The organism is Microvirga sp. RSM25, from assembly GCF_044784385.1.
In the GTDB taxonomy this organism is placed as follows: Bacteria; Pseudomonadota; Alphaproteobacteria; order Rhizobiales; family Beijerinckiaceae; genus Microvirga; species Microvirga tunisiensis.
In genome coordinates this window covers 198,581-222,958 of sequence record NZ_CP173040.1, presented here as the reverse complement: position 1 = coordinate 222,958, position 24,378 = coordinate 198,581, and the positions used below count along the sequence as shown (strand labels likewise).

Sequence of the window (24,378 nt, the reverse complement as noted above, 5' to 3'; positions counted from 1 at the left end):
GATCATGAGACACAGATCAATGACCGCTCCTGGCCAATAGTTCACAATGGGGTTCAACATGACATCTCCTGAAAAGCATGGATTGAGCGGATACACTTCACCTAGAACCGAAAGGTCGACTCGCAATGCTCACCTGCGACTGGACTGCTATGCCACTTCAAATTCCGTGCGCACTGTTCCAAGCAGAGTGGCTACGCGGCACATCGTTCAAAATTCCAATTCTTCGTGGCCTACGCTGCAACGCGACGGGCGGATAAGAGTCGTCATCGCTCAGGCCTTACACGCTTCTCCGGAAGCGGGGCCGGTGGGGTAATTCATCTCGCGTACCTCAGACCAAGGCAGGCTGCGGCCAGGCCGAGCAAGCCCAAGTGTGGGAGGACCGTCCCAGAGGACATCTCCCCTCATATGAGGCCTATCGCGTCAAGGGTGGTGCGCAGCGACGGGATCGCTTGCAGACGACATCAGGATCGGCCTCGCGGTCAGCTGTGGAGCAAAAGTCCACATCACCTCATATCCGGTCGGCTCACCAGGAGCCTGCACCCATATCCCGCATGCACGGGTCAGTCTGCGAGGCCAGGAGGGATGGAACCCATCTTTTTGACGGCATCAAAGCCCTGGGGGGCATACGGTCCACATCCATCCTGCTTCGTCGCGAGCAACGCTGGTCACTACGCGTCGAACTCTGAGCTAGCCCTTGATGACCGCTCCTTCCGGCACCAGCCCTTGCGTCACATACCGCCACAGGGCGACCATCAACTTGCGGGCCAGAGCTACGATCATTGTGCGGCGGATGCGCCCCTTGCCGGCGCCGACGCGCTCCTGGAACCAGCGGGCCAGATCGCTCTCGGGTTGGTGCCGCAGCCACAGCCAGGCCAGCTCAATCGCGGTGCGGCGCGCGCGGGGGTTGCCGGATCGCTGAAGGCCTTGATCGCGGCTGACCGCGCCGCTGTTCCAGGGGCTGGAGGCCAGGCCGAGATAACCGGCGATCTCGCGCCGGTTCTGAAAGCTGCGAAAGAAGACCTCGTCGGCCAGGATGCTGGCGCTGGTCAGGCCAATGCCGCGCAGCCGGCTTAGCTGGACGGCCCCGGTGGCCGCTTTCTCAGCGGCGTGAACCTGTTCGGCCTCAACCTCTGCAATCATGCCGATCACCTGCCACAAGCGGCGGCACTCCCGCTCGATCTCGGCCGTCAGGCAGGCGGCGAGAGCCCGCCCATCAGCCGTGCGCAGCTCTGCAAGCCGCTCGCGCCAATTGCGCCGCGTGGGCGCAAAGTCGCGGATGCCCTGGGTCATCAGCAATCCCTTGATCCGGCTCGCATGCTGACCCCGCTCGTTGACAAGCCGGGCTCGCTCCCGGCTGCGCCGGCGCTCATCCTCGTGCTCCGGACTGGGAACCCGCACCACGCGGCAGACCCGCGGCTCCCCGCGGTCGAGGGCCATCAGGGTGCGCAGCAGCGCCGCAGCATCGAGCCGATCTGTTTTGGCCCGGCGTGACCGGCGGTCGACCAGGATACTGGCCGCGTCCAGCACCCGGTTGTCGAGACCGGACGCGCACAAGAGACGATGCAGCCAGAACCCGTCATAGCCTGCCTCGTAGCACGACATCACGTGCACCGGACGCGCCAGGGCGGTTTGCGCCTGATCGCGCTTGCGGGCGATCAGCGTGAGCAACTCCTGCGTGTCGCCCCCAGCCAGGCGATGCAGGCTGACCTTGTCGGCCGCTGGCGAGTGGAGCGCGACAAGCCAAGTCGCCTTGCTCAATTCCAGGGCCACAAAAAGTGTGGCAGGCTTCTCGCTGACGGGCGGCAGAGCAACGGTTGAGAGGTCCATGAGGCGTCTCCAGGGTTCGGATGTCGGACCCCGAAACCCTACCCGAGTTCCGCTGTCCGTCGCCTCATAGGATCTTTCAGAGGGGGACAAGGTGGCCGGAACGGAGACCACCTCCTCCGCTGCCGGGAAATCCGGCAAGGAGATCGGTACAGGCCCACGCCTGAGAGTTGGGTGCCCAAGCTGGATCCCCATGGTCCTGTTGGAAGGCAGAGACGATCGCCTGTGGGCTGGAAGTGCTCGCATCTTGTGGCCTCATGGCTCCTGCCGGTTCATGTCCATCGCTCTGCACGGCTCAGACTAGACGGCAACAGTCTCGTCCACCGGCGCGAATGGCAGGCCCAGGCTGTCGGCCACCGCCTTGTTGGTCAGACGTCCGCGATGAATGTTCAGGCCCTCGCGCAGGTGGCGGTTGTCGACCACGGCCCGAAGCCCTTTGTTGGCCAGCTCCAGGCCAAACGGGAGCGTCGCGTTGGTGAGGGCATAGCTCGAGGTGAGCGGAACCGCCCCGGGCATGTTGGCGACGCAGTAATGCACAACGCCCTCCACCTCATAGGTGGGATCCGCATGGGTGGTGGCGCGTGAGGTCTCGAAGCAGCCGCCCTGATCAATGGCCACATCCACGATCACAGAGCCGCGGCGCATGTGCCGCAGCATCGCGCGGGTCACCAGCTTGGGGGCGCTGGCGCCCGGCACCAGGACCGCGCCAATGACCACATCGGCAGAGAACACCTCCTGCTCGAGGGTCTCCAGGGTGGAGAAACGGGTGCGGACCCGGCCGGCAAACTGCTCATCGAGCTCCCGCAGGCGCGGGATCGAGCGATCCAGGACCGTCACCTCCGCGCCCAATCCAACAGCCATGCGGGCGGCATGAGTCCCGACCACCCCGCCGCCGATGACCACAACCCGAGCGGGCTGCACCCCCGGGACACCGCCAAGCAGCAATCCGCGCCCACCGGCCGAGCGCTTGAGAGCAGCGCCAGCCGCCTCGATCGAGAGCCGGCCGGCCACCTCGCTCATGGGCGCCAGCAGCGGCAGTCCACCCTTGGCGTCAGTGACCGTTTCATAGGCGATTGCGGTACACCCGGAGGCGAGCAGGCCTTTGGTCTGGTCCGGATCCGGAGCCAGGTGGAGATAGGTGAAGAGGATCTGCTCTTCGCGCAGCTGAACCCACTCGCTGGGCTGCGGCTCCTTGACTTTCACGACCATATCAGCCTGAGCAAAGATCTCGGCCGCGGTCTCGACGACCACGGCTCCGGCTTTGCGGTAGGCCTCGTCCTCGGCGCCGATCCCGGCACCGGCCTTGCTCTCAACCAGGACCGAATGGCCGGCGGCCACGTATTCGCGGACTGCGCCTGGGGTGAGCCCGACCCGGTACTCGTGAGTCTTGATTTCCTTCGGCACTCCAACCCGCATAACAACCTCCTTCGTGCTAGTCTCAGCCGCAACTACAGGAAAACCGAGTCCCTCGATCAAGCCGCAGTTTGCGCGAGCGTTTCTTTGACGATCTTCGCCGCGGCTTCGTATCCGATGCTATTTACGAGATCAGTCGCGAATGCCGTGCTGGACGCCAGATTGCTTTCGCATCTGGCCGCATTCGCCGTCACACCAACCACGCAGGTTGTGGTGAACGCTTTGACTGCGTTGCACAACAGCTCCATCGACTGGTGGATGCTGAAGATGATCACCGGCTCCATGGCGTTCAGCTGCAATTGCCCCGCCTCAGCTGCCATCGCGACGGTGGTCTCGAGGCCGTAGACGTAGAAGCAGACCTGATTGAGCGCCTCAGCCGCCACAGGATTGACTTTACCCGGCATGAGCGACGATCCGGGTTGCAGCGCCGGCAGAATGATCTCACCAATGCCGCCCCGCGGTCCACTCGACAGAAGTCGGAAATCGTTCGCGATCTTCGAGAGCTTGGCCGCCGTGCGCTTGATCATGCCCATCTGGAGCATGAAGGCGCCCATGTCCCAGCTTGCCTCAAGCAGGTCTTTCGAGCCGACCACAGGCAGCCCGGTGTCGCGTGACAAGTGCTCGAGCGCACGCGCGCGGTAGGACGGCGTGGCTCCGACCCCTGTTCCAATCGCGGTCCCGCCCAGGTTCACCTCAAGGAAGAGCCGCTCAGTTTCGCTGAGACGGTCGCAATCTTCAAGAATGGTTGTTGCAAAGGCCGCGAATTCCTGCCCAAGGGTCATGGAGACCGCGTCCTGAAGCTGCGTCCGCCCGAGCTTGCGGATGCTGGCGAATTCGTCCGCTTTGCTGTTGAAGGCTGCGGCCAGTCTGGCCAGTGCGTCGCGCAGCTGCCGGCTTGCCGGAATGATGGACAGGCGAACAGCGGTCGCATAGGCATCGTTGGTCGACTGGGATCGATTGACATCGTCGTTGGGATGGACGAGGCGCCCCTCGCCGCGCTCGCCGCCCAGCAGTTCACTCGCGCGGTTGGCAAGCACCTCGTTCATGTTCATGTTGGTGGACGTGCCTGCTCCCCCTGGAACACATCGACGAGGAACTCCTCGTCGTGTTCCCCGGCCAGCACCTCCTCGCAGGCTTGCACAATGGCGTCCCGCTTTTCAGTCGGAAGATTGCCTTCCTCGCAGTTTGCCCGAGCGGCTGCCATCTTGACGCGGGCCAACGCCTGAATAACCAGCGGCAAACGCTTGATCGCGATGCCGGAAATCGGAAAGTTTGCGATCGCTCGGGCAGTCTGCGCGCCGTAGTATCGGTCCGACGGCACGCTAACGCGACCCAATGGATCATGTTCCACACGATAGTCGATAGTCATGATTGCCTCAACGAGGTTGATCTTTGCGCCCGGCCAGGGCCACTCGCGCGTATTGTCTTGGATGCTGCACTCGAGTTCTTCAGGTGACGCCAGTCAGGAAGAGAGCAGCACCGGCTGGCGGTGCGAGCTCACCCCCGGTTGATGCACACCACCTTTGGCTGGGTCATTTCCTCATAGGCAAAGCGAACGCCTTCCCGGCCCATGCTGCCGTATTTGAAGCCACCGAAGGGCATGGCATCGAACCGATAGTCCGACGAGTCGTTGATCATTACGCCGCCGGCCTCGATCCTGCCGGCCGCCTCAAGCGCGACAGACAGATTGTTGGTGAAGATGCCGGCATGCAGGCTATAGTCCGGATCATTGGCCATCGCGATGGCTTCATCGAGCGTGTCGAAGGGAGCAAGCATGACGACAGGGGCAAACACTTCCTCGTGCCAGAGGCGGCAGGTCGTTGGCGTGCCTTCCAGCACCGTCGGGTGATACAAGGTCCCCTCGCGGCGGTGCCCGCACAACAGTCTTGCTCCGGCGGCAATGGCTTCATCGACCGCTGTCTTCGTGCGTTCCGCTGCCTGTTCCGAGATCATTGGGCCGACATCAGTCGTTTCGGACAACGGATCGCCGGCCCTGAGTTTCTCAGTGGCCTCAATGAAGGCCTTTCGAAAGCGATCGTAGAGTTCGGCTTGAACCAGAATGCGCTGAGCGCCAATGCAATTCTGCCCGGCTGCCCAGAATGCGCCAGAGACGCAACCTCCCACGGCCTTATCGAAATCGCAATCATTCATCACGATGACGGGAGCATTGCCCCCGAGTTCCATCGCCAGCTTCTTCAATCCTGCTATGCGACTGATGGCCTCTCCGGTGGCAAATCCGCCGGTGAACGACACCATGCGCACGTCACGTGCAGAAACCAAAGCGGAAACCAGCTCTCTATCGCCGTGGACGACGGTAATAACCTCCTGAGGTAAACCGGCCTCCAGAAGGACCTCGACAAGGTTGATTGCGGAGAACGGAGTCAAATTCGATGGTTTCAGAAGCACCGCGTTCCCTCCCGCGATTGCGGGGCCGAGCTTATGAGCCACAAGGTTAAGCGGGTCATTGTAGGGTGTGATGGCGGTGATGATGCCGAGTGGCTCACGGGTAAACCAGCCCTGGCGCAGTTCTGATCCCGCGTAGGCGTCGAACGGCACGATCTCACCGGCGTTGCGCTTTGCCTCCTCGGCTGACAGCTTCAGAGTATTGACGCAGCGAAGGACTTCCTTTTGTGCCTGAACAATCGTTTTTCCGGCTTCGAGCACGATGGTTTTAGCAAATGCATCGCGACGGCTTTCAACGACTTGAGCGGCACGCTCAAGAATGCTCGCTCGTTGATGCCGTGGCACGTTCCGCGAAAGCTCGGCCCCGCGCCGGGCGCGCGCGAGAAGCTCACTGATTTCGCTTGCATCCGTCGCGTCTACCGACCCCACGAGAGCTCCATCATAGGGGCTGTACACTGAGATGGGCGCCAAGCGAGTCGTGATATGAAGTTTGGCAGCGGTCATTCGCCAGCCTCCTCTTCCCTGATGATGCGCCGGCATACGCGGCGGTTAAGTTCGTTGGTCAGGGCAAGGCGCATTGACCCGCGCCCCGCCCGCACTTTTGATGCAGTGGTCGATTACGATTGAGACGCCTGTGATGGTGGCCGGGCTTCTCCGGCCTCCATCGTTCAGATTTTCTGGCCGTCGCGTGTGAGTTCGTCCATGACCTGGCGCACGGCGGCTTCGGCGATGGAGACGATCTCGTCGACCTCACCTTTGGTCGTGACCAGAGGCGGGGCAAAGCCCAGGATGTCACCGTGCGGCATCGCGCGGGCAATCAGCCCACGGTCACGGGCCACCTTGGAGATCCGGGCGCCAACCTTCAAACTCGCCTCGAAGCGGGACTTTCGCTCCCGGTCCGCCACGAACTCAATGGCTCCCATCAGGCCGACGCCGCGGACCTCACCCACAATTGGGAGCTGGGCGAAGGCGGCTTTGAGGCGCTCCTGGAAATAGGCGCCAACCTCACGGGCATTGCCGGGAAGGTTCTCTTTCTCGACCAGGTCCAGGACCGCGTTTGCAGCAGCCGCACCGATGGGATGACCGGAATAGGTATACCCATGGGAGAACGCTCCAACGCGGTCGGCACCCTCCTCGAGAACCTTGTAGACTTTCTCACCGACGATTGAGCCCGACAGCGGGAAGTACGCTGACGTCAGACCTTTTGCGACGGTAATCAGGTCGGGCTCGATGCCATAGTGATCGGAGCCGAACATCGATCCGACGCGTCCGAATCCCGTGATCACCTCGTCGGCAATCAGCAGCACGTCGTACTTCTTCAGAACCTGTTGGATCGCCGGCCAGTAGCCCTCCGGCGGCGGCGTGATGCCGCCGGTCCCGAGAACGGGCTCGCCGATGAAGGCCCCGACCGTCTCCGGCCCCTCGCGCAAGATCAGCTCCTCCAGTTCTGCCGCTCGGCGCTGCGAGAACTCCAGCTCGGTTTCGCCTGGATTAGCGCCCCAGTAATGGTGCGGAACGCCAGTGTGGATGATCCCTGAGACGGGCAGATCCATGTAATCGTGGTAGAAGCTCATCCCGGTCATCGAGCCGGAGATCACGCTGCAGCCATGATAGCCGCGCTCGCGGGAGATGATCTTCTTCTTCCGGGGCTGGCCGCGCAGGTTGTTGTAGTACCAGACGAGCTTCGCATTGGTCTCATTGGCGTCGGAGCCCGACATGCCATAGAAAACTTTGCTCATCTTGCCGGGAGCCATGCGGACCAGGCGATCGGACAAAATGGCCAGCTCGTCCGTGGTGTGGGCGGCATAGGAGTGGTAATAGGCCAGCCGGTACGCCTGCCGGGAGATGGCCTCGGCAATCTCTGTGCGACCGTAACCGACGTTGACGCAGTAGAGACCGGCAAAGCCGTCGATGTACTCGCGTCCCGTAGCGTCTTTGATGCGGATCCCCTGCCCGGTTTCGACAATCGTCGGATCCCCGGCCTTGCCGGTGGCGAAATCCTTCAGCTGCGTGAAGGGATGGAGCACGCTGGCTTTATCCAGCCGGCTGATCTCAGCCACGTCGATCGTCATTGTCGTTCTCCTGAATTCAAGCGGCTAAGTTGCCGATGCACACATATTTCGGTTCAAGGTACTCAAGGATCCCGTGGCGAGATCCCTCGCGGCCGAGACCGGACTGCTTCCAACCGCCGAAGGGAATCGGCGCGCCGGTGAATTTTGGCGTGTTGACCGCAACCATGCCGTATTCGAGCTGGTCCGTAAGGCGCATCGTCCGTCCGAGATCGGTCGTGTACACGTAGGCGGCCAAGCCCATTTCGGTGTTGTTGGCCCGTGCGATGACCTCGGCTTCACTCTCAAAGGGCAGGATCGCTGCAACATCCACGAGGTGTTCGCCCGCCGGGTCAACGACCGGCAAATTTGTATTGCATTCGATCCACTCACCGGCGATGAACGCGCGATGCTCGAGGAGATCGGGCCGCCGTATTCGGCGCAAAGTGGCTGCAGCTAGGCCTTGCATGGCATCTCTAAAGGGTATGGGCCGCCGAAGTGGCGGCGACTGGATCCCTACAATTTATATAGGAATGGAGTGCTATTGACGGCTTTATGAAGCATATTTAGTCTGAAATCGGGCAAATTTAGCCTGGATTACGCAGAAAAGATGCATGCCTGATCTTGATCGCCTCGATGCGGCTCTTCTAGAAGCCGTGCAACGGAATAACCGCCTCACGTCAGAAGAACTTGGCAAGCTCGTCAATCTCTCCCCGACGGCATGCCAGCGCCGCCTCAAGCGCCTCCGGGCTGAGGGAGTGATCGAAGCTGATGTGGCCATCGTGTCTCCAAAGGCGGTCGGTCGCAGCGTCACGATGATTGTCCTCGTCTCGCTTGAGCGTGAGCGCGCCGACATCGTCGATCGGTTTAAAAGCGCAATCCGCTCGACCCGGGAGGTGATGATCGGCTTTTACGTCACCGGAGATGCAGACTTCATCTTGGTTGTTACGGCCAAGAGTATGGAGGACTACGAGCAGTTTACGCGCCGGTTTTTCTATGAGAACCCTGACATCAAGGGGTTCAAGACCATGGTTGTGATGGACAGAGTGAAGGCGAGTTTTGAATTCCCCATCGATGCCGATGATCCGGTGTTCGGCGCTAGCTAGTGGAACTAGTGTTCTGTCACTGACGGGAGATTCCGAAATCGGGTCTGACGTGCGATGTTGCTCGGATGGGCAAGATCGAACGCATTGAGGTTCCGGCCGCTGATCGGGATCGCCTGGAGACCCTGGTCCGCGACCGCAACACACCCCAGAAGGTCGTCTGGCGTGCTCGGATTGTTCTGCTGACGGGTGAGGGCCTGCGCGCCACCGAGGTGGCTGCTCGCGTCGGCACGAGCACTCTGACCGTGCGGCGCTGGCGCCGCCGCTATGCGCAGGCGGGCGTGGAGGGGCTTCTCAAGGACGCGTCTCGCCCGCCGGGGCGCAAGCCCCTCACGGCAGCGGTGATCCAGCGCGTGCTCGACATGACCCTGCACGAGAAGCCGCCGCGAGCGACCCACTGGAGCGTGCGCTCCATGGCCGCTGTCACAGGCCTGTCCCACACCAGCGTGCAGCGGATCTGGCACGCGCACGGTCTCAAGCCGCACCTGATCAAGACGTTCAAGTTGTCCACCGACAAGCGCTTCGTCGAGAAAGTCCAGGACGTGGTTGGCCTCTACCTCGATCCGCCGGACAAGGCCCTGGTTCTCGCGGTCGACGAGAAGAGCCAGATTCAGGCGCTCGACCGCACCCAGCCCGGTCTGCCGCTGAAGAAGGGGCGGCTCGGGACCATGACCCACGACTATAAACGCCACGGGACCACAACCTTGTTTGCGGCTCTGGATGTGGCGACCGGCACGGTCCTGGGCACCTGCATGAAGCGCCATCGCCATCAGGAGTTTCTGCGCTTCCTGCGTGTCATCGATCGGAACACGGACAAGCGCCTCGACCTGCACCTGATCGTGGACAATTATGCGACCCACAAGCACCCGAAGGTGAAGGCTTGGCTCGAGAAGCATCCGCGCTTCCACCTGCACTTCACGCCGACCTCGGCCTCATGGCTCAACCAAGTTGAGCGGTTCTTTGCCCTGATCACGCAGGAGCGCATTCGGCGGGGCGCCTTCACGAGCGTGCCCGATCTGGAGAGTGCGATCATGGACTACCTGGAGCACCACAATGCGGATCCCAAACCCTTTGTCTGGACGGCCCCGGCCTCGGCTATCCTGGAAAAGGTCGCCCGTGCGAAACAAGCGTTAGAGTCACAACACTAGCTGTTCGGCAGCTTGCCGGACAGAGGGGGCAACTGGTCTTATGGCTTTCATACACTAGCCTCCCGGAGGGCCTGCATATCTTGTTACGACTTGGTGAGGAAGACCGTGAAGACGAGTTCGTGTCGCACGCTCGTTTGCAAGGCGTCGCTGCAGCGAGGGGGCCGCATTTGCGATCAATGCATCTGCGCATCAGTCAGCCGTCAGAGTTTCAGTGGGCTCCATTGCTGAGGAGGACCTCCATCGGGGGCTCACTGCAATTTCAAATCTCTCGTGCAGCGAACCTGAGCCAGCCCTATTAGCTGTATAAGGAGAGCATCAGGCATTGTGGGCAACATTGCCTCCCACGAGCTTGGGTCTCATCCCGCTGCCGCTGAACGGATCGATCACCGCTCTTCTGAAGGCACCCTCTCACGAGTTGTCCCACAGGTTCGCATGCTCCCCTCACTGGCTAGATATAGAATCCAAGCGTCCTGCATCGTCGGTACTGGAGTTATCGACGATCGACGGTGAGTTTCTCCTACCTTGACACATTGTCGAGAATGTGTGTTTCATACTCTATGGATTATAGCCGCGCCAAACTCACGATCTCGAAAAAAGCCCCGCACTAGGGGCATTTGGTCTTTGCGCGCAGAAGATAGCAAGCACTCCGATCAGATTGACCCCGCCGGTTTGGACGGGGTTTTTGCGCGCGCTCCGTCTCCGGCCTTGAGGAGATGGAATTCATGGACGCCACACCTTCAGTCTTGAGCGGCCTCTGGCTGCCGCTCATCACACCGTTTCGCGATGGCCTGCTGGACGAGGGTTCCTTGCGCAGGCTTGTCACGCATTACGCGGCGCAGCCAGTCGACGGCCTCATCCTTGGTGCCACCACCGGAGAGGGTATGTCGCTTGATGACGAGGAGGCCGAGCGACTGGTGTCGATCACAAGCGACACTCTCACCGCAGCCGGAAAGCGCATCCCGCTCTATTTCGGCCTCTCCGGCAGCGACACGCGGAAGCTGGTCAAGGCGCTGGAGCGTACGGCATTGTGGACTATCACGGGCTACCTGATCGCTTGTCCCTATTATACAAGGCCATCACAGCTGGGATTGCTCGGCCATTTTTCTGCGCTGGCCAACAGCACCGAAAGGCCGATCCTCCTCTACAACATCCCGTATCGAACCGGCGTCAATCTCGGCAATGAGACATTGCTGCAGTTGGCCGAGCGCCCCAACATCGTTGGCGTCAAGGATTGCTCAGCCGACCCCGCGCAGTCTTTTGACCTTTTACGGCATAAGCCGGCGCAGTTTGCGGTCTTCACCGGTGAAGATCATCAGTTCTACAGTGCCCTGGCTCAGGGCGCAGATGGCGGCATTACGGCTTCCGCTCATGTTCAGACGCCTGCGTTCGCCGCCATCCGTAACAAGCTGCTCTCTGGCGATCACGTCGGAGCGCTGGCAGACTGGAAGCGTCTTGCCGACCTGCCGCGATTGCTGTTTGCCGAGCCTAGTCCCGGACCTGTCAAGTATTGGCTCTGGCGTGCAGGCTTGATCGATAGCCCTGAGACACGTCTGCCAATGGTCCCCATTACCGCTGGGCTGGCGTCAAGAATTGACCAAGCAATGGTAACTTGGGGAACGTGAGGAAGTGCAGATTGGCTTATGCAGCTGCCGGTGGAAAGAGGTTCAGGTCAAAACGAATAAATACCGGCGGCTGTAGTCATCAGGTACCGTCAAGTTACCGGCCTGGAGGCAAAGCAACTTATTGGGTAGCGGCTCAAATAGCTTCAGTGACAGCTTCTCCTCGACCTAATTCCAAGGTGTTCGCAGAACAGAAGAAGTGGCTTGCAATCTGATCGTGAACTGAGAGGAAGCGTTGGGCCTAACCTGCGGATTTGAAGCAATTCATAACCCTCTCGCGGCATAGGGCGGGCTGATGGCTTTTCTCAGCTCAATTATCAAAGCCTGGGTGCTGCCGATGCTCCACGCTGGGCATCACGATCCTTTTCGCTGCGCTTTATCTGGGATCATCACTCGCGGAGCTATGCCCGGCTTCCCGAACAACTTGCGTAAAATGCGCCTGGCTGGGCGTTGTGGCGGCTCCGAACCGAGATGTCGAGCACGACGTTATGCCAATCTATTGTGCGCCAAAGCCAATGCTTCTTGCCGGCTATGCTGATCACGACCTCATGGAAACGCCATTTGTCTCAAGGGTCAGGAATGCGGCGGCGGATCTGTCTGGCAAGGCCCTGACCAAACCTCAGATGTCGCTGCCGGACTGCCTCGTGGCTCATTCAATGCCTCTGGCGGCGAGCATCTCCTCCACTATGCGCAGGCTCAAAAGGGAATCGAAAGTACAGCCAGACGCCGTAGCTGATGACTTCAGCTGCAAACCAATGGCGGCCTGGTGCGGATGGCGAGGCGATTTCATCCCACACATATGCTTCGATCCGGTCACTCTTTGGTTAAGTTGACGGTGAGGAGGGGTCCACGGGGCCTCAGGGTGTTGGTATGGCGCCGCCAGTTTTCAACCACGACCTGAGCCTCCTGAGCGAGTAGAAGATCTTGCCAGCGAGGAGTTCGTCTCGAAGCCCACCTCAGTCGCGCCGATGGCGCGACGGCAACGAATTGGCCTTCGACCATCACATCGACTTGGCGCAACTTTGCGACATTCTCTTCCGGCTTGTGACGTTTCTTGAGCATTGTGGTCCTGCTGTGAGCCTCAAGACAAACTTCAGGGCGGATCGTTTCAGTGGAGGTGGATCACCGCTTGTGAGCACAGCTACCGATGCTGCAGTATCGTGTACAAGTACTGCTTATATAGCCTGATTTTGCACTTTTACTGCGTCATAAACCATGAATTTGCAGGAAATCGTACCTACGCTACGAATAGTCTTTATGACAATCAAAGGTGAGAGGGAACACATCATGCATCGTCGAGATTTCATTTTGCTTTCAGCTGCCTCAGCAATTGCAGCACCCAGCATCGTGCGTGCACAAGGCAAATCCTTCTCGGGAGTCACCCTGCAAATAAACGGCTATGGCGGCGACTATGATCGCTTAATGACCGAGCTTATCGCCACGCCTCTCAAAGAGCGAACAGGCCTTAACGTCATCTATACCCCAGGCTCAAGTGCGGCTGCAGTCGCGAAGGTGATCGCCACACCGGATAACCCGCCTTTCGACATTGTCCTGTGCGACAGCCCTTCCCTGCCAGAGTTGATTTCGGCAGATGTTACCAAGCCGGCGACGGCGGATCAGATAGGCGGAATCTCGAAGATCCTACCCCGAATGCGCGAATTCGGCGACTACGGCATTCCATTTACGGTGTCGGCAATGGCCTTGGCCTACAACACGAAGTACATTGACCAGCCACTGTTTTCCTATGCGGACCTTGCCCGCCCAAAGTTGAAGGACCGCGTCGGCTTATTCAACCTAGAGAACAATGGTGGGCTGCTTTTCCTGCTTGCCCTGGCAGAGGCGAATGGCGGCGGAGTCGACAACATCGATCCAGGCTTCGCTGCTTTCGCGAAGATCAAGACCAATGTAGCGTCCCTCACCCCATCGACGGTCAACTTGCAGCAGCTATTCCAACAACAGGAGGTTTGGGCTGGCGCATTATGGGATGGCCGTGTCAATGCCATGCGCACAGCGGGCATGCCATTGGAACTGGTGACTCCGCAAGAGGGACTGTACGCAGTTCGCTCCTATTTCTGCCCGATCAAAAACTCCAAGCACCCCGAGGCTGTGAAGGCCTACCTTGAGCAAGCCATGTCGGACGAATTCATTGGCGGCCTCGCCAAATTCTTCCGTTACGGGCCGACCACCAATGTGCAGCTTCCCGAGGACATTGCGAGGACAATCCTGACCTACGGAGAACGAGCCAGCAACATCAAGAGCGTCGACTGGAACAAAGTTGCAGCTAACCGCTCGGCTTGGTTCGCCCGTTTCAATCGAGAATTCCGATAAGCTAGGGAAACAAAAACAATGCCAGCTCTTTACTTCACTGAGGTCGAATACCGGGCGCGACTCGCCGCCACCAAGGTAGAAATGGAGAAATCCGGTTTTGACACGATCATCCTGTCAGATCCGGCCAACATCTTCTATCTGACGGGGTTTGACGCCTGGGCGTTCTATTCTCCCCTATTTCTTGTCGTCTCGTGCAATCTGGATCAGCCGATCTGGATCGGCCGCTTCATGGATGCGGTGTCTGCTCGCGATACAACGTACCTGCGCGACGAAAACATCCGCTCCTATCCGGACCACTTCGTGCAATCTAGCACCTCGCACCCCGTCGAGCCGACGTCGGAAATCCTGAAGGAAAGAAACCTTGATAAAGGGTCTATCGGCGTCGAAATGGGGGCATATTACTATACTGCGCGCATACATGCGGAGTTCGTCAGGAACCTTCCGAATGTGCGCTTTGGTGACGCCGAACTGCTGGTCAATCGTGTGCGACTGGTCAAAAGCCCGGCAGAGCAGGATTACATGCGGCAGGCAGGCCGGATTGCGGACGCCGCCATGGCGGCCGCGATCGACAAGTGCGCCCCAGGTGTCCGAGAATGCGACGTTGTCTCGGAAATTTACAAGACGCAAATATCAGGCACTCCGGAATTCGGCGGTGTCTACACGACTAGCCCTCCTCATTTCTGCGCCGGGGAAAGGGTTCGTACCCCGCACGGGCTGTGGACTGACCAGCCGCTGCAGAATAACAGCCCCCTCAACATCGAGATTGCGGGCGCGCGACTGCATTACCACTGCCCGATCTCTCGAACAGTCTACCTCGGTCAACCGCCGGAAAGCTACTGGCGTCTAGCCGATGCTGTGGTCGAGGGGTTGAACACAACAATGGACAGCATCCGCCCAGGGATGACCGCTGAAGAGGTCGAGCTGGTCTGGCGCAAGTCGATTTCCAGGCATGGCTTCGAGAAGGAAGCACGGCTTGGCTATTCCATCGGCCTTGGCTTTCCTCCCACGTGGGGTGAGCGCACCACCAGTCTACGTCCAGGCGACAAGACAGTGCTTCAACCTGGGATGGCCTTCCACTGCATGTCCGGCTTGTGGCTTGAGAATACGGGGATCGCCATCACCCAGTCTTTTCTCGTGACTGAGAATGGCAACGAGCCCCTAACCCTATTCGAGCGCAAGTTGGCTGCGAAGAATTGATGCAGACATCAGCGAAAACTGGGATGCATTCTAAGAAATCAGGCATGAACGCATCTACCCAATCACCCTTGGTGCCAGCAGCGCGACAGCGCTTCTGGTTTGCGGTTTTGATTGCGCCATCGTTTCTCTATCTTGTCGTGATCCTAATCTTGCCATTCCTTGGATTGGCAAGGATCAGCGTTCTGCCAGGAGAACGTTCGATCGGGGGCGAAGGGTTCAGCTTGATACAATTCGGCCGGCTGCTGTCAGATGGGCTCTTCATATCGGTCCTCTTCGAAACGTTGGCTATGGGAGTGGCCGTTTCAGTTATCTGTGCCGTTCTCGGGTTCCCGGTTGGCTACTCCCTAGCCCGACTTCCCACCAGCAAACGTCGTTGGCGGTTAATCGCAGTTGTTTTACCAATGACGCTCAGCCTCGTGGTTGTGGTTTTTGGCTGGTTGGTGGTTTTGGGTCGCTCGGGCATCATAAACCAGCTTCTCCTAGCACTCGGGATATTGGATTCACCGGCGCGAATGGTCTTCAACCACGGGTCGGTAATCTTCGTTCTTGTCCAACAGTTCCTGCCATTCACGATCCTGTCAGTGATGGGGGTTGTCTCCCAGATTGATCATGTTCTTGAGGAGGCAGCTGCGAATCTTGGAGCCAATCGGCTTCGAACGTTTAGGCGCGTCATCCTCCCGCTCGCAGCACCCGGCATTGCATCCGGAATGTTGCTCGTGTTCATCCTTACGATTTCGGCATTTATCACGCCGCGTCTAATTGGCGGGAACCGCGTCCAGATGATCGGCGCGATGATTTACGAGCAGATTGTAGTTCTGTTGAATTGGCCGATCGGAGCAGCAATGTCGATCATTCTTCTAGTGGTGACGGTCATTCTGTTGTCCTCCATTCGTGCCGCGAATGCCCTGCTCTCGAAAGACAGGAAATGAATACTAAAGTTGACTTATCGGATCAGATCCTGCGCTATGGTGGGCTCATCCTACGGGGCTTCGTCTATTTGATGATGCTGACCCCGGCGATCATTGTCGTTGGATCATCGCTCACCTCGGGGGCCATGCTGCAGTTCCCGCCGGACGGCCTGTCTCTCAAGTGGTACAATCAGGTCTGGCAGAATGGCCAATTCATCAGGGCCATCTGGAACAGCACTTACCTCGCGCTCCTTGCGACGGTCATTGCTCTTGCCCTCGGTTTTACCGGCGCATTCGTACTTGACCGCTTCAAATTCCCCGCGCGTTCGCTGTTCGTATCGCTGCTGCTCTCTCCGATCGTCATTCCCATGGTGGTCTTAGGGCTGGCGCTTCTTCAGTTTCTGTCATCGATCGGCTTGAGCCAAACATTTACCGGTCTGCTTCTGGGCCATATTCTAATCATGCTGCCTTATGTTGTTCGCACACTGACAACTGGCTTCAGCCTGCTGAACAAGACGCTGGAGGAAGCCGCACTCAACCTAGGCGCACCCCCACTGCGAGTGATCATGCGGGTTTCGGTTCCCCTCTTGATGCCAAGTATCATAGCCGCCGGAGTATTCGCTTTCGTGACCTCCTTCGGTAACGTTACGCTCTCAGTATTCCTGGCGAGCGCATCAACCATCACTCTCCCTGTCCAGATATTTTCGTTCGTTGAGAGCAGCTATGACCCGACCGTGGCTGCCGTTTCCAGTATCGTGATTGCGGTGACTCTGGGGGTGATCCTCCTGATTGAGAAGCTGGTCGGCGTCAGCCAAGTAGTTGGCAGATAATCGATAATACATGAGCTCGACACCTGTTGTTTCCCTCAAGGGAATTCGCAAGACTTACACCGACCATGTGGCAGTGGAAGACTTCTCTCTCGACATGATGCATGGTGAGATCGTCTGCCTTCTCGGCCCATCAGGATGCGGAAAAACGACGACCTTGCGCATGGTTGCGGGGTTTGTGGAGCCTACAGACGGACAGGTTCTTATCTCTGGCGTGGACGTGACAACTGCTCCGCCATATCGGCGCGATACAGGTATGGTGTTCCAGGCCTACGGGCTGTTCCCCCATATGACGGTCGCTCAGAATATCGCTTTTGGGCTGGACAATCGAAATATGGAGAGAACGGCAAAGCGCCAGCGAGTCGAAGAGATGCTTCAACTGGTGGAATTGGAGGCGCTGAAGCATCGCTACCCCAAAGAGCTGTCGGGCGGGCAGCAGCAACGCGTCGCCTTAGCTCGGGCGCTTGCTGTGAGACCTGCCGTTCTCCTTCTGGATGAGCCGTTCTCCAATCTAGCCGATCGTATTCACTGAGTTTGTTGCAGTGACCTGATAGATGGCCCGGGCGCGCCAATCCGTTGCGTCTGTTTCACCGCGGCGAGGTTTGGAACGTGGGGAACGCGTTGCAGAGACGAAATGAGGTGAGCGGGGCGATGGCGGCCCCGTCGCTTATGGCGAGGCCGCCCGGGGCTGGGGTGCCAGAGCGCTCGCAAGACGGCGGACGAGATCCGCTTCCGGACAGCACGAGGCAAAGGCCAGTCGGATGCGGCTGGTGCTTTCCTGCACCCGCACGGCGATCTTGAGCAGGCGCAGCCGCAGCGTTGCGAACTCCGCCCGGGCGAGATCGCGAGTGGCTGGGATGGCCTCCCGCACTGCCAGCATCAGCCAATAGGCGGCCGTGTGCAGCACGAGGCGAACCTGATTGGCCACCGCGCGCCGGCACGAGGTCCGATCAGACGCGAGTTGCGCCTTGTGGAACTTGATCCAGTTCTCGGCCTGACCCCGGGCACAGTACAGGCTCTCGTAGATGACTCGCGGGCTGGTTCTGATCAGGTTGGTGACCACAAAGCGGATGTCGAGCCCGAGGCGGGTCGCCTCAATGCGGGCCACCACCCGTCGCTCGCACGACCAGCTTTTGGCCCGGTGCATCGTCTCGGCAAAGCCGCGAACGACCTCGCGATCCTCCAGTGCCCTGTGGGTGCGCACCGCATCCGCCACATCCTGGACTTTGGCGGTGAGCGGCCTCGTGCCGGCCAGCCCAAAGAGGTAGCTGAGGCCGTTCTGCTCGCAGAACTCCATGGCCTCGGGACGGGCATAGTGACTGTCGCCGCGGATGGTGATGCGTGTCGTCGGCCAACGGGTGCGGATGCGCCGCACCAACCGGCGTAGATGCGCCCGCACCTCGATGCCAGACGGCGTCTTGCCCGGCCGCAGCACGATGGCGACGGGGCGGCCGGTGGCGCTGTCGTAGACGTGGATCGGCAGAAAGCAGCGCTCGTCATAATGGGCGTTGAACAGTGACAGCTGCTGATGTCCGTGCACCACGTCACAGGTGTCATCGACGTCCAGCACCGCCCCGTCGGGCGGAGTGGGATAGCTGTCCATCCATTGATCCACCAGAGCATAGGTCAGCCGGATCGCATCGCGCAGGCTCGGGGCGTTCTCCAGGCGCGAGAGGGTCGGCTGCGAGGCCAGATCGGCCCCGGTCTCCGGCAAGTGGCCGCAGGCGAGCTTGAACGCCGGATCCGAGCGCAGCGGGCCGAAGTCGTTGCAATCCTCATAGCCGCACGCGATGGCGAAGATGCGGGCGCGGATCATGTCGGTGATCGCGTGTGTCACGCGGCTCGGATCGCGCCGATCGGGGATGAGGCGCGCCAGCCGCTCGGCGATCCCGAGCTGGTGCTCGGCCTGGGCCAGGAGCATGACGCCGCCGTCCGACGACAGGCGCCCACCGTCAAAGGCGGCGGTGATCTTCTTGCGGGATACGGCTGGAAACGAGAACGTCGGGGTTGTATCGTCCGTCATGGCGGGTGTGGCAGCCTTGAAGGGGTTGCAGGATCGGCTTCAGCAACCAAATCCTACGCTGCTTCAAGCGCTTAAGCTACATCCGCCAGCCTTCTCCAGCCCTCTCGTGCATAAGAACGGCTAGACGCGCAGTTGCGCTTGCGCCTGCGGGAGGAAATGCGTGCGCTGATCAAACGCGTGAATATCACAACTCTTTTTGTGACACACGATCAGGAGGAGGCCTTGGCTATCGCTGACAGGGTCGTTGTTATGAGCAAGGGTACCGTCGAGCAGATCGGCACCCCGCTGCAGATCTACGAAACCCCTGAAACTCGGTTCGTGGCCGAATTCATTGGCGCGTGCAATACTTTGCCGGCTCGCGCTGACGGGGATGGAAACCTTATTCTCGATGCCGATGTCAGGTTGCCTTGCGGTGCGCCATCTGGGGACGTGGTCGCTGTCATTCGGCCTGAGGCGATCACACTGGCGACCAGCGCGGATGCCGCCCCTGTCTTTCAGGCGACCGTGGTGAGCAGCAGCTATCTGGGACACGCATATCGGACTGTCATCAAGGTCGGATCGCTAAATCTCCTTATGGACGGGCACTTTCCCAGCAAAGTGGTCCCTAACCCTGGAACCAGGTTATCAGTCATGATCGACCCCACTCGGGTTCGGTTGCTACCCCCTTCGATGCAAGTCTGATGATAGGGCCTTATGGAATGTTTGACGTAGCCATGAACGACCTGTTTTCCCGGAATTACTGTCAGGCCCGCGAGCGGTTTCTTACGTTGACAAGTGCAACTGCCTACCCGTCGATCCATGTGGGCCCCAATGGGGAGAAACTCATTACTGACGTCGCATATCTGGGGAGCGTGGATGCCAAGAACCTGCTTGTTCTCGTGTCCGGAACGCACGGAGTAGAAGGTTATTGCGGATCCGCGGCACAATTGTCCTTGCTCCATTCGGGTCTAGCCGTTCTTATGCACGAGAGGGCTGGAGAAGGCTGGCGGATGTAGCTTAAGCGCTTGAAGCAGCGTAGGATTTGGTTGCTGAAGCCGATCCTGCAACCCCTTCAAGGCTGCCACACCCGCCATGACGGACGATACAACCCCGACGTTCTCGTTTCCAGCCGTATCCCGCAAGAAGATCACCGCCGCCTTTGACGGTGGGCGCCTGTCGTCGGACGGCGGCGTCATGCTCCTGGCCCAGGCCGAGCACCAGCTCGGGATCGCCGAGCGGCTGGCGCGCCTCATCCCCGATCGGCGCGATCCGAGCCGCGTGACACACGCGATCACCGACATGATCCGCGCCCGCATCTTCGCCATCGCGTGCGGCTATGAGGATTGCAACGACTTCGGCCCGCTGCGCTCGGATCCGGCGTTCAAGCTCGCCTGCGGCCACTTGCCGGAGACCGGGGCCGATCTGGCCTCGCAGCCGACCCTCTCGCGCCTGGAGAACGCCCCGAGCCTGCGCGATGCGATCCGGCTGACCTATGCTCTGGTGGATCAATGGATGGACAGCTATCCCACTCCGCCCGACGGGGCGGTGCTGGACGTCGATGACACCTGTGACGTGGTGCACGGACATCAGCAGCTGTCACTGTTCAACGCCCATTATGACGAGCGCTGCTTTCTGCCGATCCACGTCTACGACAGCGCCACCGGCCGCCCCGTCGCCATCGTGCTGCGGCCGGGCAAGACGCCGTCTGGCATCGAGGTGCGGGCGCATCTACGCCGGTTGGTGCGGCGCATCCGCACCCGTTGGCCGACGACACGCATCACCATCCGCGGCGACAGTCACTATGCCCGTCCCGAGGCCATGGAGTTCTGCGAGCAGAACGGCCTCAGCTACCTCTTTGGGCTGGCCGGCACGAGGCCGCTCACCGCCAAAGTCCAGGATGTGGCGGATGCGGTGCGCACCCACAGGGCACTGGAGGATCGCGAGGTCGTTCGCGGCTTTGCCGAGACGATGCACCGGGCCAAAAGCTGGTCGTGCGAGCGACGGGTGGTGGCCCGCATTGAGGCGACCCGCCTCGGGCTCGACATCCGCTTTGTGGTCACCAACCTGATCAGAACCAGCCCGCGAGTCATCTACGAGAGCCTGTACTGTGCCCGGGGTCAGGCCGAGAACTGGATCAAGTTCCACAAGGCGCAACTCGCGTCTGATCGGACCTCGTGCCGGCGCGCGGTGGCCAATCAGGTTCGCCTCGTGCTGCACACGGCCGCCTATTGGCTGATGCTGGCAGTGCGGGAGGCCATCCCAGCCACTCGCGATCTCGCCCGGGCGGAGTTCGCAACGCTGCGGCTGCGCCTGCTCAAGATCGCCGTGCGGGTGCAGGAAAGCACCAGCCGCATCCGACTGGCCTTTGCCTCGTGCTGTCCGGAAGCGGATCTCGTCCGCCGTCTTGCGAGCGCTCTGGCACCCCAGCCCCGGGCGGCCTCGCCATAAGCGACGGGGCCGCCATCGCCCCGCTCACCTCATTTCGTCTCTGCAACGCGTTCCCCACGTTCCAAACCTCGCCGCGGTGAAACAGACGCAACGGATTGGCGCGCCCGGGCCATCTATCAGGTCACTGCAACAAACTCAGTGAATACGATCGGCTAGTTAAGGACTTGGATGGTTCCGTCGCAATTCTGCTGATCCATTCCCTGAATGCGTATGGCTTCGCTTGGGATCGTCGGGTCACTGCCGAAGGTTGTGACCTCAATCGGAACTTCATCGACTTTTCCCAGGCTCTGCCGGAGAATGACGGCTATGAGCGGCTCGCTGATCATCTGGTGCCGGCAGACATATCCGAAGAAGGATTGGCGCGGGCCGAGAAAGCTATTGCAGAGTTTCGTGCAGAACACGGCGAGAAAGCTTTTCAAAGTGCGCGGAAAAAGGGCCAGTATACGCGTCCTGATGGTATGTTTTTTGGCGGAACCGAAGCGTCGGAGCCGCGCAGGATTCTGGAACAGATCTTCAACGATTATGAGATCGCGGCACGGGAGTACGTGATCATCATTGATTATCATACCGGACTTGGCCCATACGGATACGGCGAGCTTCAGTGTGAGACAGCGTCCGGTATCGAAGGTTATCGAAGGGCATCGGAAATCTTCGGTCCCTCCGTCACGTCGCCTGAGCTCGGGACATCTTCTTCTGTTGAGATTACCGGAACTCAGGACGAGTTCTGGCAGCGAGAGCTAGGAAGCCGCCACACCTATGTATGCTTGGAGTTTGGTACTTTCAGCCCAGAAAAGGGGCGCGAGGTGCTCCGCAATGACCATTGGCTGTTCGCTTACCGACGTGATCAAGCGAACACCGCTCTGGGGAAGGAGATTCGACTTGCTGCGAGAAGTCATTACAATCCTGATCTCCCGGATTGGCAGGAGATGGTGATTTTCCGCTGTCATCAGGTTCACCGCCAAGCCTTGGGTGCGCTGACAGGGCAACGCCTTGGATCATCCGCGGGTGAGCGGACCGAGACCTGGTGAGGGGTGAGGAACTCCCGGCATGCTCGCAACGGTTGCCAACTCGTGAGGGCTTCCGCTGGCGCTCCACATGATCGTGGAGTTGCTCGCATCCTGCGGCTTTTAGGTCGGCCGCAAATCCACTGGCACTGGTTGTTAAAGTTCGGCCGGGCCTTTACCAGCCAGATTGGAACTACCCCGCTTAAAAGGCCTCAGTGTCGCCCGCGCTGTTGGTGCCAGCAACTGCATTGACATTCCCGCCGAATAATTAACGTTCAGCCTTACCTCAACGTAGCCCGACGCTGTCGCTTCATCGAACATCCTCTGAATCAAGGAGTCGTTGGGGAGGCGTGAAAGGGCAAATTATCGACGCGCGGTGTCCAGGTTCCGTTCTCGATCACGGAATTGACGTGCCGAGCGATTTGGGACATGGACGCAAACCAGACATCGCCCTTGCTGATCATATACCTAAGGAGGGGCTCGATCGCCGCGCATCGCGCTAGCCTCCCGCTCACGGGCGGGTGCCAAACGCACATCCACATCCCTCTATGTTCCCAAGCCGCATCGAACTCCGCTTTAAAAACCTCACCTGCGCGGGCGGGCGCAGAGACTGGCGCGTGATAGTTGAAATCTCGCCAGTTCATGTAGTGATACCAGTCGCTTAGTCCATGGATGCATGGGATTTCTACGAGTCTTCCCCCGCTGGTCTGTAGAAGATATGGGATGTCGTCGCCATGTAAGGAGCTGTCAAATATAAATCCCAGCTCAACCAATAGTCCGATAGTATGTCTTGACACCCCATTCGAACTGATAATTGGCGTCCGATACCCCATAGGCCTTCGACCGGTGACCTTCTCGATAATATCAATTCCTCTACATAAAATATCTAGCTCCTCTTGGCGCGACATACTATTGTTGTCATGATGTAGATATCCGTGATGCTCGATCTCGTGAGAGTTCTGCAAAATAAGATCAACAGCTGCAGGATAGTGCTGGATGGTCCAGCCCGGGACAAAGAATGTCAACGGAATGTTGTAGCGTTTGAACAAGTCAAGAATTCTTGGCACCCCCACTTCCGGATCATATCGCATGAATGAAAGTGTCGAGACGTAGTTATCTGCGTCTTCTCGCCGGGATGCGTGGACTGAACTGTCGGCATCCACATCCCACGTGAAAGCTACAGCGCATCTCGCTCCATTTGGCCAAGGGATAGGATTTCGTATCATGACGGGATCCTGTTCTTCGATTTTAACCACCGCAATCGCGTTAACTCGCCTTTCCGAAGCTCAGGCAACAGCTTGAGCTCCGGTGATTTCCACCAGTGACCCACACATGAATGGTGCTTCTTCGGACGCCAGAAATGCCACAAGTGCGGCAACCTCATCCGGCTGCCCAATGCGCCCGAAAGGCACGAGTCTATTGGCTTCATCAAGAGTACGACCTGATCGAGCGAGACCTTCTTGGACCATTGCCGTGTAAATCTCACCCGGGCAAACTGCATTGACTCTGATTTTGCGAGGAGCATAGTCGCGCGCAAGGTTTTGCGTGAACGCAGCAACTGCGGCCTTTGATACGTTGTAGGCAATATTCCCAGGTGCAGGATGCAGACCCCACTGGGACGAGATGTTCACGATAGCGCCACCACCACTTTCGATCATTGATGGGAGAACTGCTTTGCAAAGGTGATACATTGAGTCCAGGTTGACCGCGAAGGTAGTTCTCCAGTCGTCATCGGACAGTGCGAGCAGTTCGCCACGCCTGATGATTCCAGCGTTGTTCACTAAAACGTCCACGCGGCCATGTGTACGCAGTGCCTCAGTTATGACCTGGCGGCACGAGTTAGCATCACCGAGATCGGCAATCCACGGTCTCGCAGCTTCGCCCTTGGAAGCAATTTCGGAAACGACCGCTTTTACCATCGCGCCGTCTATATCCACAACAACCACTGATGCGCCTTCGGACGCTAATCGGTGGCAGATGGCCGCTCCAATTCCCCGTCCGCCGCCTGTTACTACAGCGATCTTGCCTACGAAACGCTTCATGCTTCCTCCTATGACCCGTCTAGCCGGTCTATCCATATCTCGCGATAACCAACTATTTAATATC

At 59.3% G+C, this 24,378-nt stretch carries 19 protein-coding genes and 3 pseudogenes; 12 read left to right on the top strand and 10 right to left on the bottom strand.

Translation table 11 applies throughout. The annotated features are described in order from the left end of the window. Nucleotides 1-687: 687 nt before the first annotated feature. The 6 genes and pseudogenes from ACD578_RS27005 to ACD578_RS26980 form a co-directional block, all read right to left on the bottom strand. Nucleotides 688-1,827 (bottom strand): IS110 family transposase, encoded by a 1,140-nt coding sequence (locus ACD578_RS27005; RefSeq protein ID WP_404294966.1) that lies wholly within the window; start codon nucleotides 1,825-1,827, stop codon nucleotides 688-690. Nucleotides 1,828-2,124: 297 nt separating this feature from the next. Further along, nucleotides 2,125-3,240, bottom strand: coding sequence for an alanine dehydrogenase (ald, locus tag ACD578_RS27000; protein WP_404294964.1), 1,116 nt, complete (start codon nucleotides 3,238-3,240; stop codon nucleotides 2,125-2,127). Between the two features lie 56 nt (nucleotides 3,241-3,296). Beyond that, a pseudogene (locus ACD578_RS26995) lies at nucleotides 3,297-4,606 on the bottom strand (aspartate ammonia-lyase). A gap of 128 nt (nucleotides 4,607-4,734) precedes the next feature. Then, nucleotides 4,735-6,144 (bottom strand): aldehyde dehydrogenase family protein, encoded by a 1,410-nt coding sequence (locus ACD578_RS26990; RefSeq protein ID WP_404294963.1) that lies wholly within the window; start codon nucleotides 6,142-6,144, stop codon nucleotides 4,735-4,737. A 164-nt stretch (nucleotides 6,145-6,308) separates the two neighbouring features. Beyond that, entirely contained in the window at nucleotides 6,309-7,712 is a 1,404-nt protein-coding gene (locus tag ACD578_RS26985; protein ID WP_404294961.1) for an aspartate aminotransferase family protein, read from the bottom strand. Nucleotides 7,713-7,728: 16 nt separating this feature from the next. Further along, nucleotides 7,729-8,016: pseudogene (locus ACD578_RS26980) on the bottom strand (aldehyde dehydrogenase family protein); the annotation flags it as partial. A 286-nt stretch (nucleotides 8,017-8,302) separates the two neighbouring features. Between ACD578_RS26980 and ACD578_RS26975 the strand changes: the two are divergent. The 3 genes from ACD578_RS26975 to dapA all read left to right on the top strand — a co-directional run bounded on the left by ACD578_RS26975 (nucleotide 8,303) and on the right by dapA (nucleotide 11,561). Continuing rightward, on the top strand, nucleotides 8,303-8,794 hold the full coding sequence (locus ACD578_RS26975; RefSeq protein ID WP_404294960.1) for an Lrp/AsnC family transcriptional regulator: 492 nt from the start codon (nucleotides 8,303-8,305) through the stop codon (nucleotides 8,792-8,794). 65 nt (nucleotides 8,795-8,859) lie between these two features. Continuing rightward, the gene (locus ACD578_RS26970; protein WP_404294958.1) at nucleotides 8,860-9,939 is read left to right on the top strand and encodes an IS630 family transposase; all 1,080 of its coding nucleotides are present in this window, start codon (nucleotides 8,860-8,862) and stop codon (nucleotides 9,937-9,939) included. Between the two features lie 722 nt (nucleotides 9,940-10,661). After that, nucleotides 10,662-11,561: a 4-hydroxy-tetrahydrodipicolinate synthase gene (gene dapA, locus ACD578_RS26965; protein WP_404294957.1), complete on the top strand. Its 900-nt coding sequence runs from the start codon at nucleotides 10,662-10,664 to the stop codon at nucleotides 11,559-11,561. A 398-nt stretch (nucleotides 11,562-11,959) separates the two neighbouring features. Here the strand turns inward: dapA and ACD578_RS26960 are convergent, their stop codons facing one another. Beyond that, nucleotides 11,960-12,100 (bottom strand): hypothetical protein, encoded by a 141-nt coding sequence (locus ACD578_RS26960; protein ID WP_404294955.1) that lies wholly within the window; start codon nucleotides 12,098-12,100, stop codon nucleotides 11,960-11,962. Between the two features lie 715 nt (nucleotides 12,101-12,815). On the opposite strand from ACD578_RS26960, the gene ACD578_RS26955 reads away from it, so the two are divergent. The 5 genes and pseudogenes from ACD578_RS26955 to ACD578_RS26935 form a co-directional block, all read left to right on the top strand. After that, the gene (locus ACD578_RS26955) at nucleotides 12,816-13,886 is read left to right on the top strand and encodes an extracellular solute-binding protein (protein ID WP_404294953.1); all 1,071 of its coding nucleotides are present in this window, start codon (nucleotides 12,816-12,818) and stop codon (nucleotides 13,884-13,886) included. An 18-nt stretch (nucleotides 13,887-13,904) separates the two neighbouring features. Beyond that, nucleotides 13,905-15,083 carry a M24 family metallopeptidase gene (locus tag ACD578_RS26950; protein ID WP_404294952.1) on the top strand — a complete coding sequence of 393 codons (1,179 nt, stop codon included), beginning with the start codon at nucleotides 13,905-13,907 and terminating at the stop codon, nucleotides 15,081-15,083. Nucleotides 15,084-15,127: 44 nt separating this feature from the next. Further along, complete coding sequence (locus tag ACD578_RS26945; protein WP_404294950.1) at nucleotides 15,128-16,012, top strand: ABC transporter permease; 885 nt, start codon at nucleotides 15,128-15,130, stop codon at nucleotides 16,010-16,012. After that, nucleotides 16,009-16,821, top strand: coding sequence for an ABC transporter permease (locus ACD578_RS26940; RefSeq protein WP_404294948.1), 813 nt, complete (start codon nucleotides 16,009-16,011; stop codon nucleotides 16,819-16,821). Before ACD578_RS26945 ends, ACD578_RS26940 begins: the two co-directional genes overlap by 4 nt. 10 nt (nucleotides 16,822-16,831) lie before the next feature. After that, nucleotides 16,832-17,332: pseudogene (locus ACD578_RS26935) on the top strand (ABC transporter ATP-binding protein); the annotation flags it as partial. Nucleotides 17,333-17,485: 153 nt separating this feature from the next. Here ACD578_RS26935 and ACD578_RS26930 read toward each other — a convergent pair. After that, nucleotides 17,486-18,841, bottom strand: a complete 1,356-nt coding sequence (locus ACD578_RS26930; protein ID WP_404294322.1) for an IS1380 family transposase — start codon at nucleotides 18,839-18,841, stop codon at nucleotides 17,486-17,488. A 156-nt stretch (nucleotides 18,842-18,997) separates the two neighbouring features. Between ACD578_RS26930 and ACD578_RS26925 the strand changes: the two genes are divergently transcribed. The 4 genes from ACD578_RS26925 to ACD578_RS26910 all read left to right on the top strand — a co-directional run bounded on the left by ACD578_RS26925 (nucleotide 18,998) and on the right by ACD578_RS26910 (nucleotide 22,296). Continuing rightward, nucleotides 18,998-19,522 (top strand): TOBE domain-containing protein, encoded by a 525-nt coding sequence (locus ACD578_RS26925; RefSeq protein ID WP_404294946.1) that lies wholly within the window; start codon nucleotides 18,998-19,000, stop codon nucleotides 19,520-19,522. Next, entirely contained in the window at nucleotides 19,522-19,836 is a 315-nt protein-coding gene (locus tag ACD578_RS26920; protein WP_404294944.1) for a DUF2817 domain-containing protein, read from the top strand. Before ACD578_RS26925 ends, ACD578_RS26920 begins: the two co-directional genes overlap by 1 nt. Nucleotides 19,837-19,912: 76 nt before the next feature. Continuing rightward, complete coding sequence (locus tag ACD578_RS26915; protein ID WP_404294322.1) at nucleotides 19,913-21,268, top strand: IS1380 family transposase; 1,356 nt, start codon at nucleotides 19,913-19,915, stop codon at nucleotides 21,266-21,268. 164 nt (nucleotides 21,269-21,432) lie between these two features. After that, nucleotides 21,433-22,296: a DUF2817 domain-containing protein gene (locus tag ACD578_RS26910; RefSeq protein ID WP_404294943.1), complete on the top strand. Its 864-nt coding sequence runs from the start codon at nucleotides 21,433-21,435 to the stop codon at nucleotides 22,294-22,296. Nucleotides 22,297-22,601: 305 nt separating this feature from the next. Here the strand turns inward: ACD578_RS26910 and ACD578_RS26905 are convergent, their stop codons facing one another. Together ACD578_RS26905 and ACD578_RS26900 are read right to left on the bottom strand one after the other, a co-directional pair. Continuing rightward, nucleotides 22,602-23,363, bottom strand: coding sequence for a polysaccharide deacetylase family protein (locus ACD578_RS26905; RefSeq protein ID WP_404295629.1), 762 nt, complete (start codon nucleotides 23,361-23,363; stop codon nucleotides 22,602-22,604). 195 nt (nucleotides 23,364-23,558) lie between these two features. Further along, nucleotides 23,559-24,314, bottom strand: a complete 756-nt coding sequence (locus ACD578_RS26900; RefSeq protein ID WP_404294941.1) for an SDR family NAD(P)-dependent oxidoreductase — start codon at nucleotides 24,312-24,314, stop codon at nucleotides 23,559-23,561. Nucleotides 24,315-24,378 lie beyond the last annotated feature (64 nt).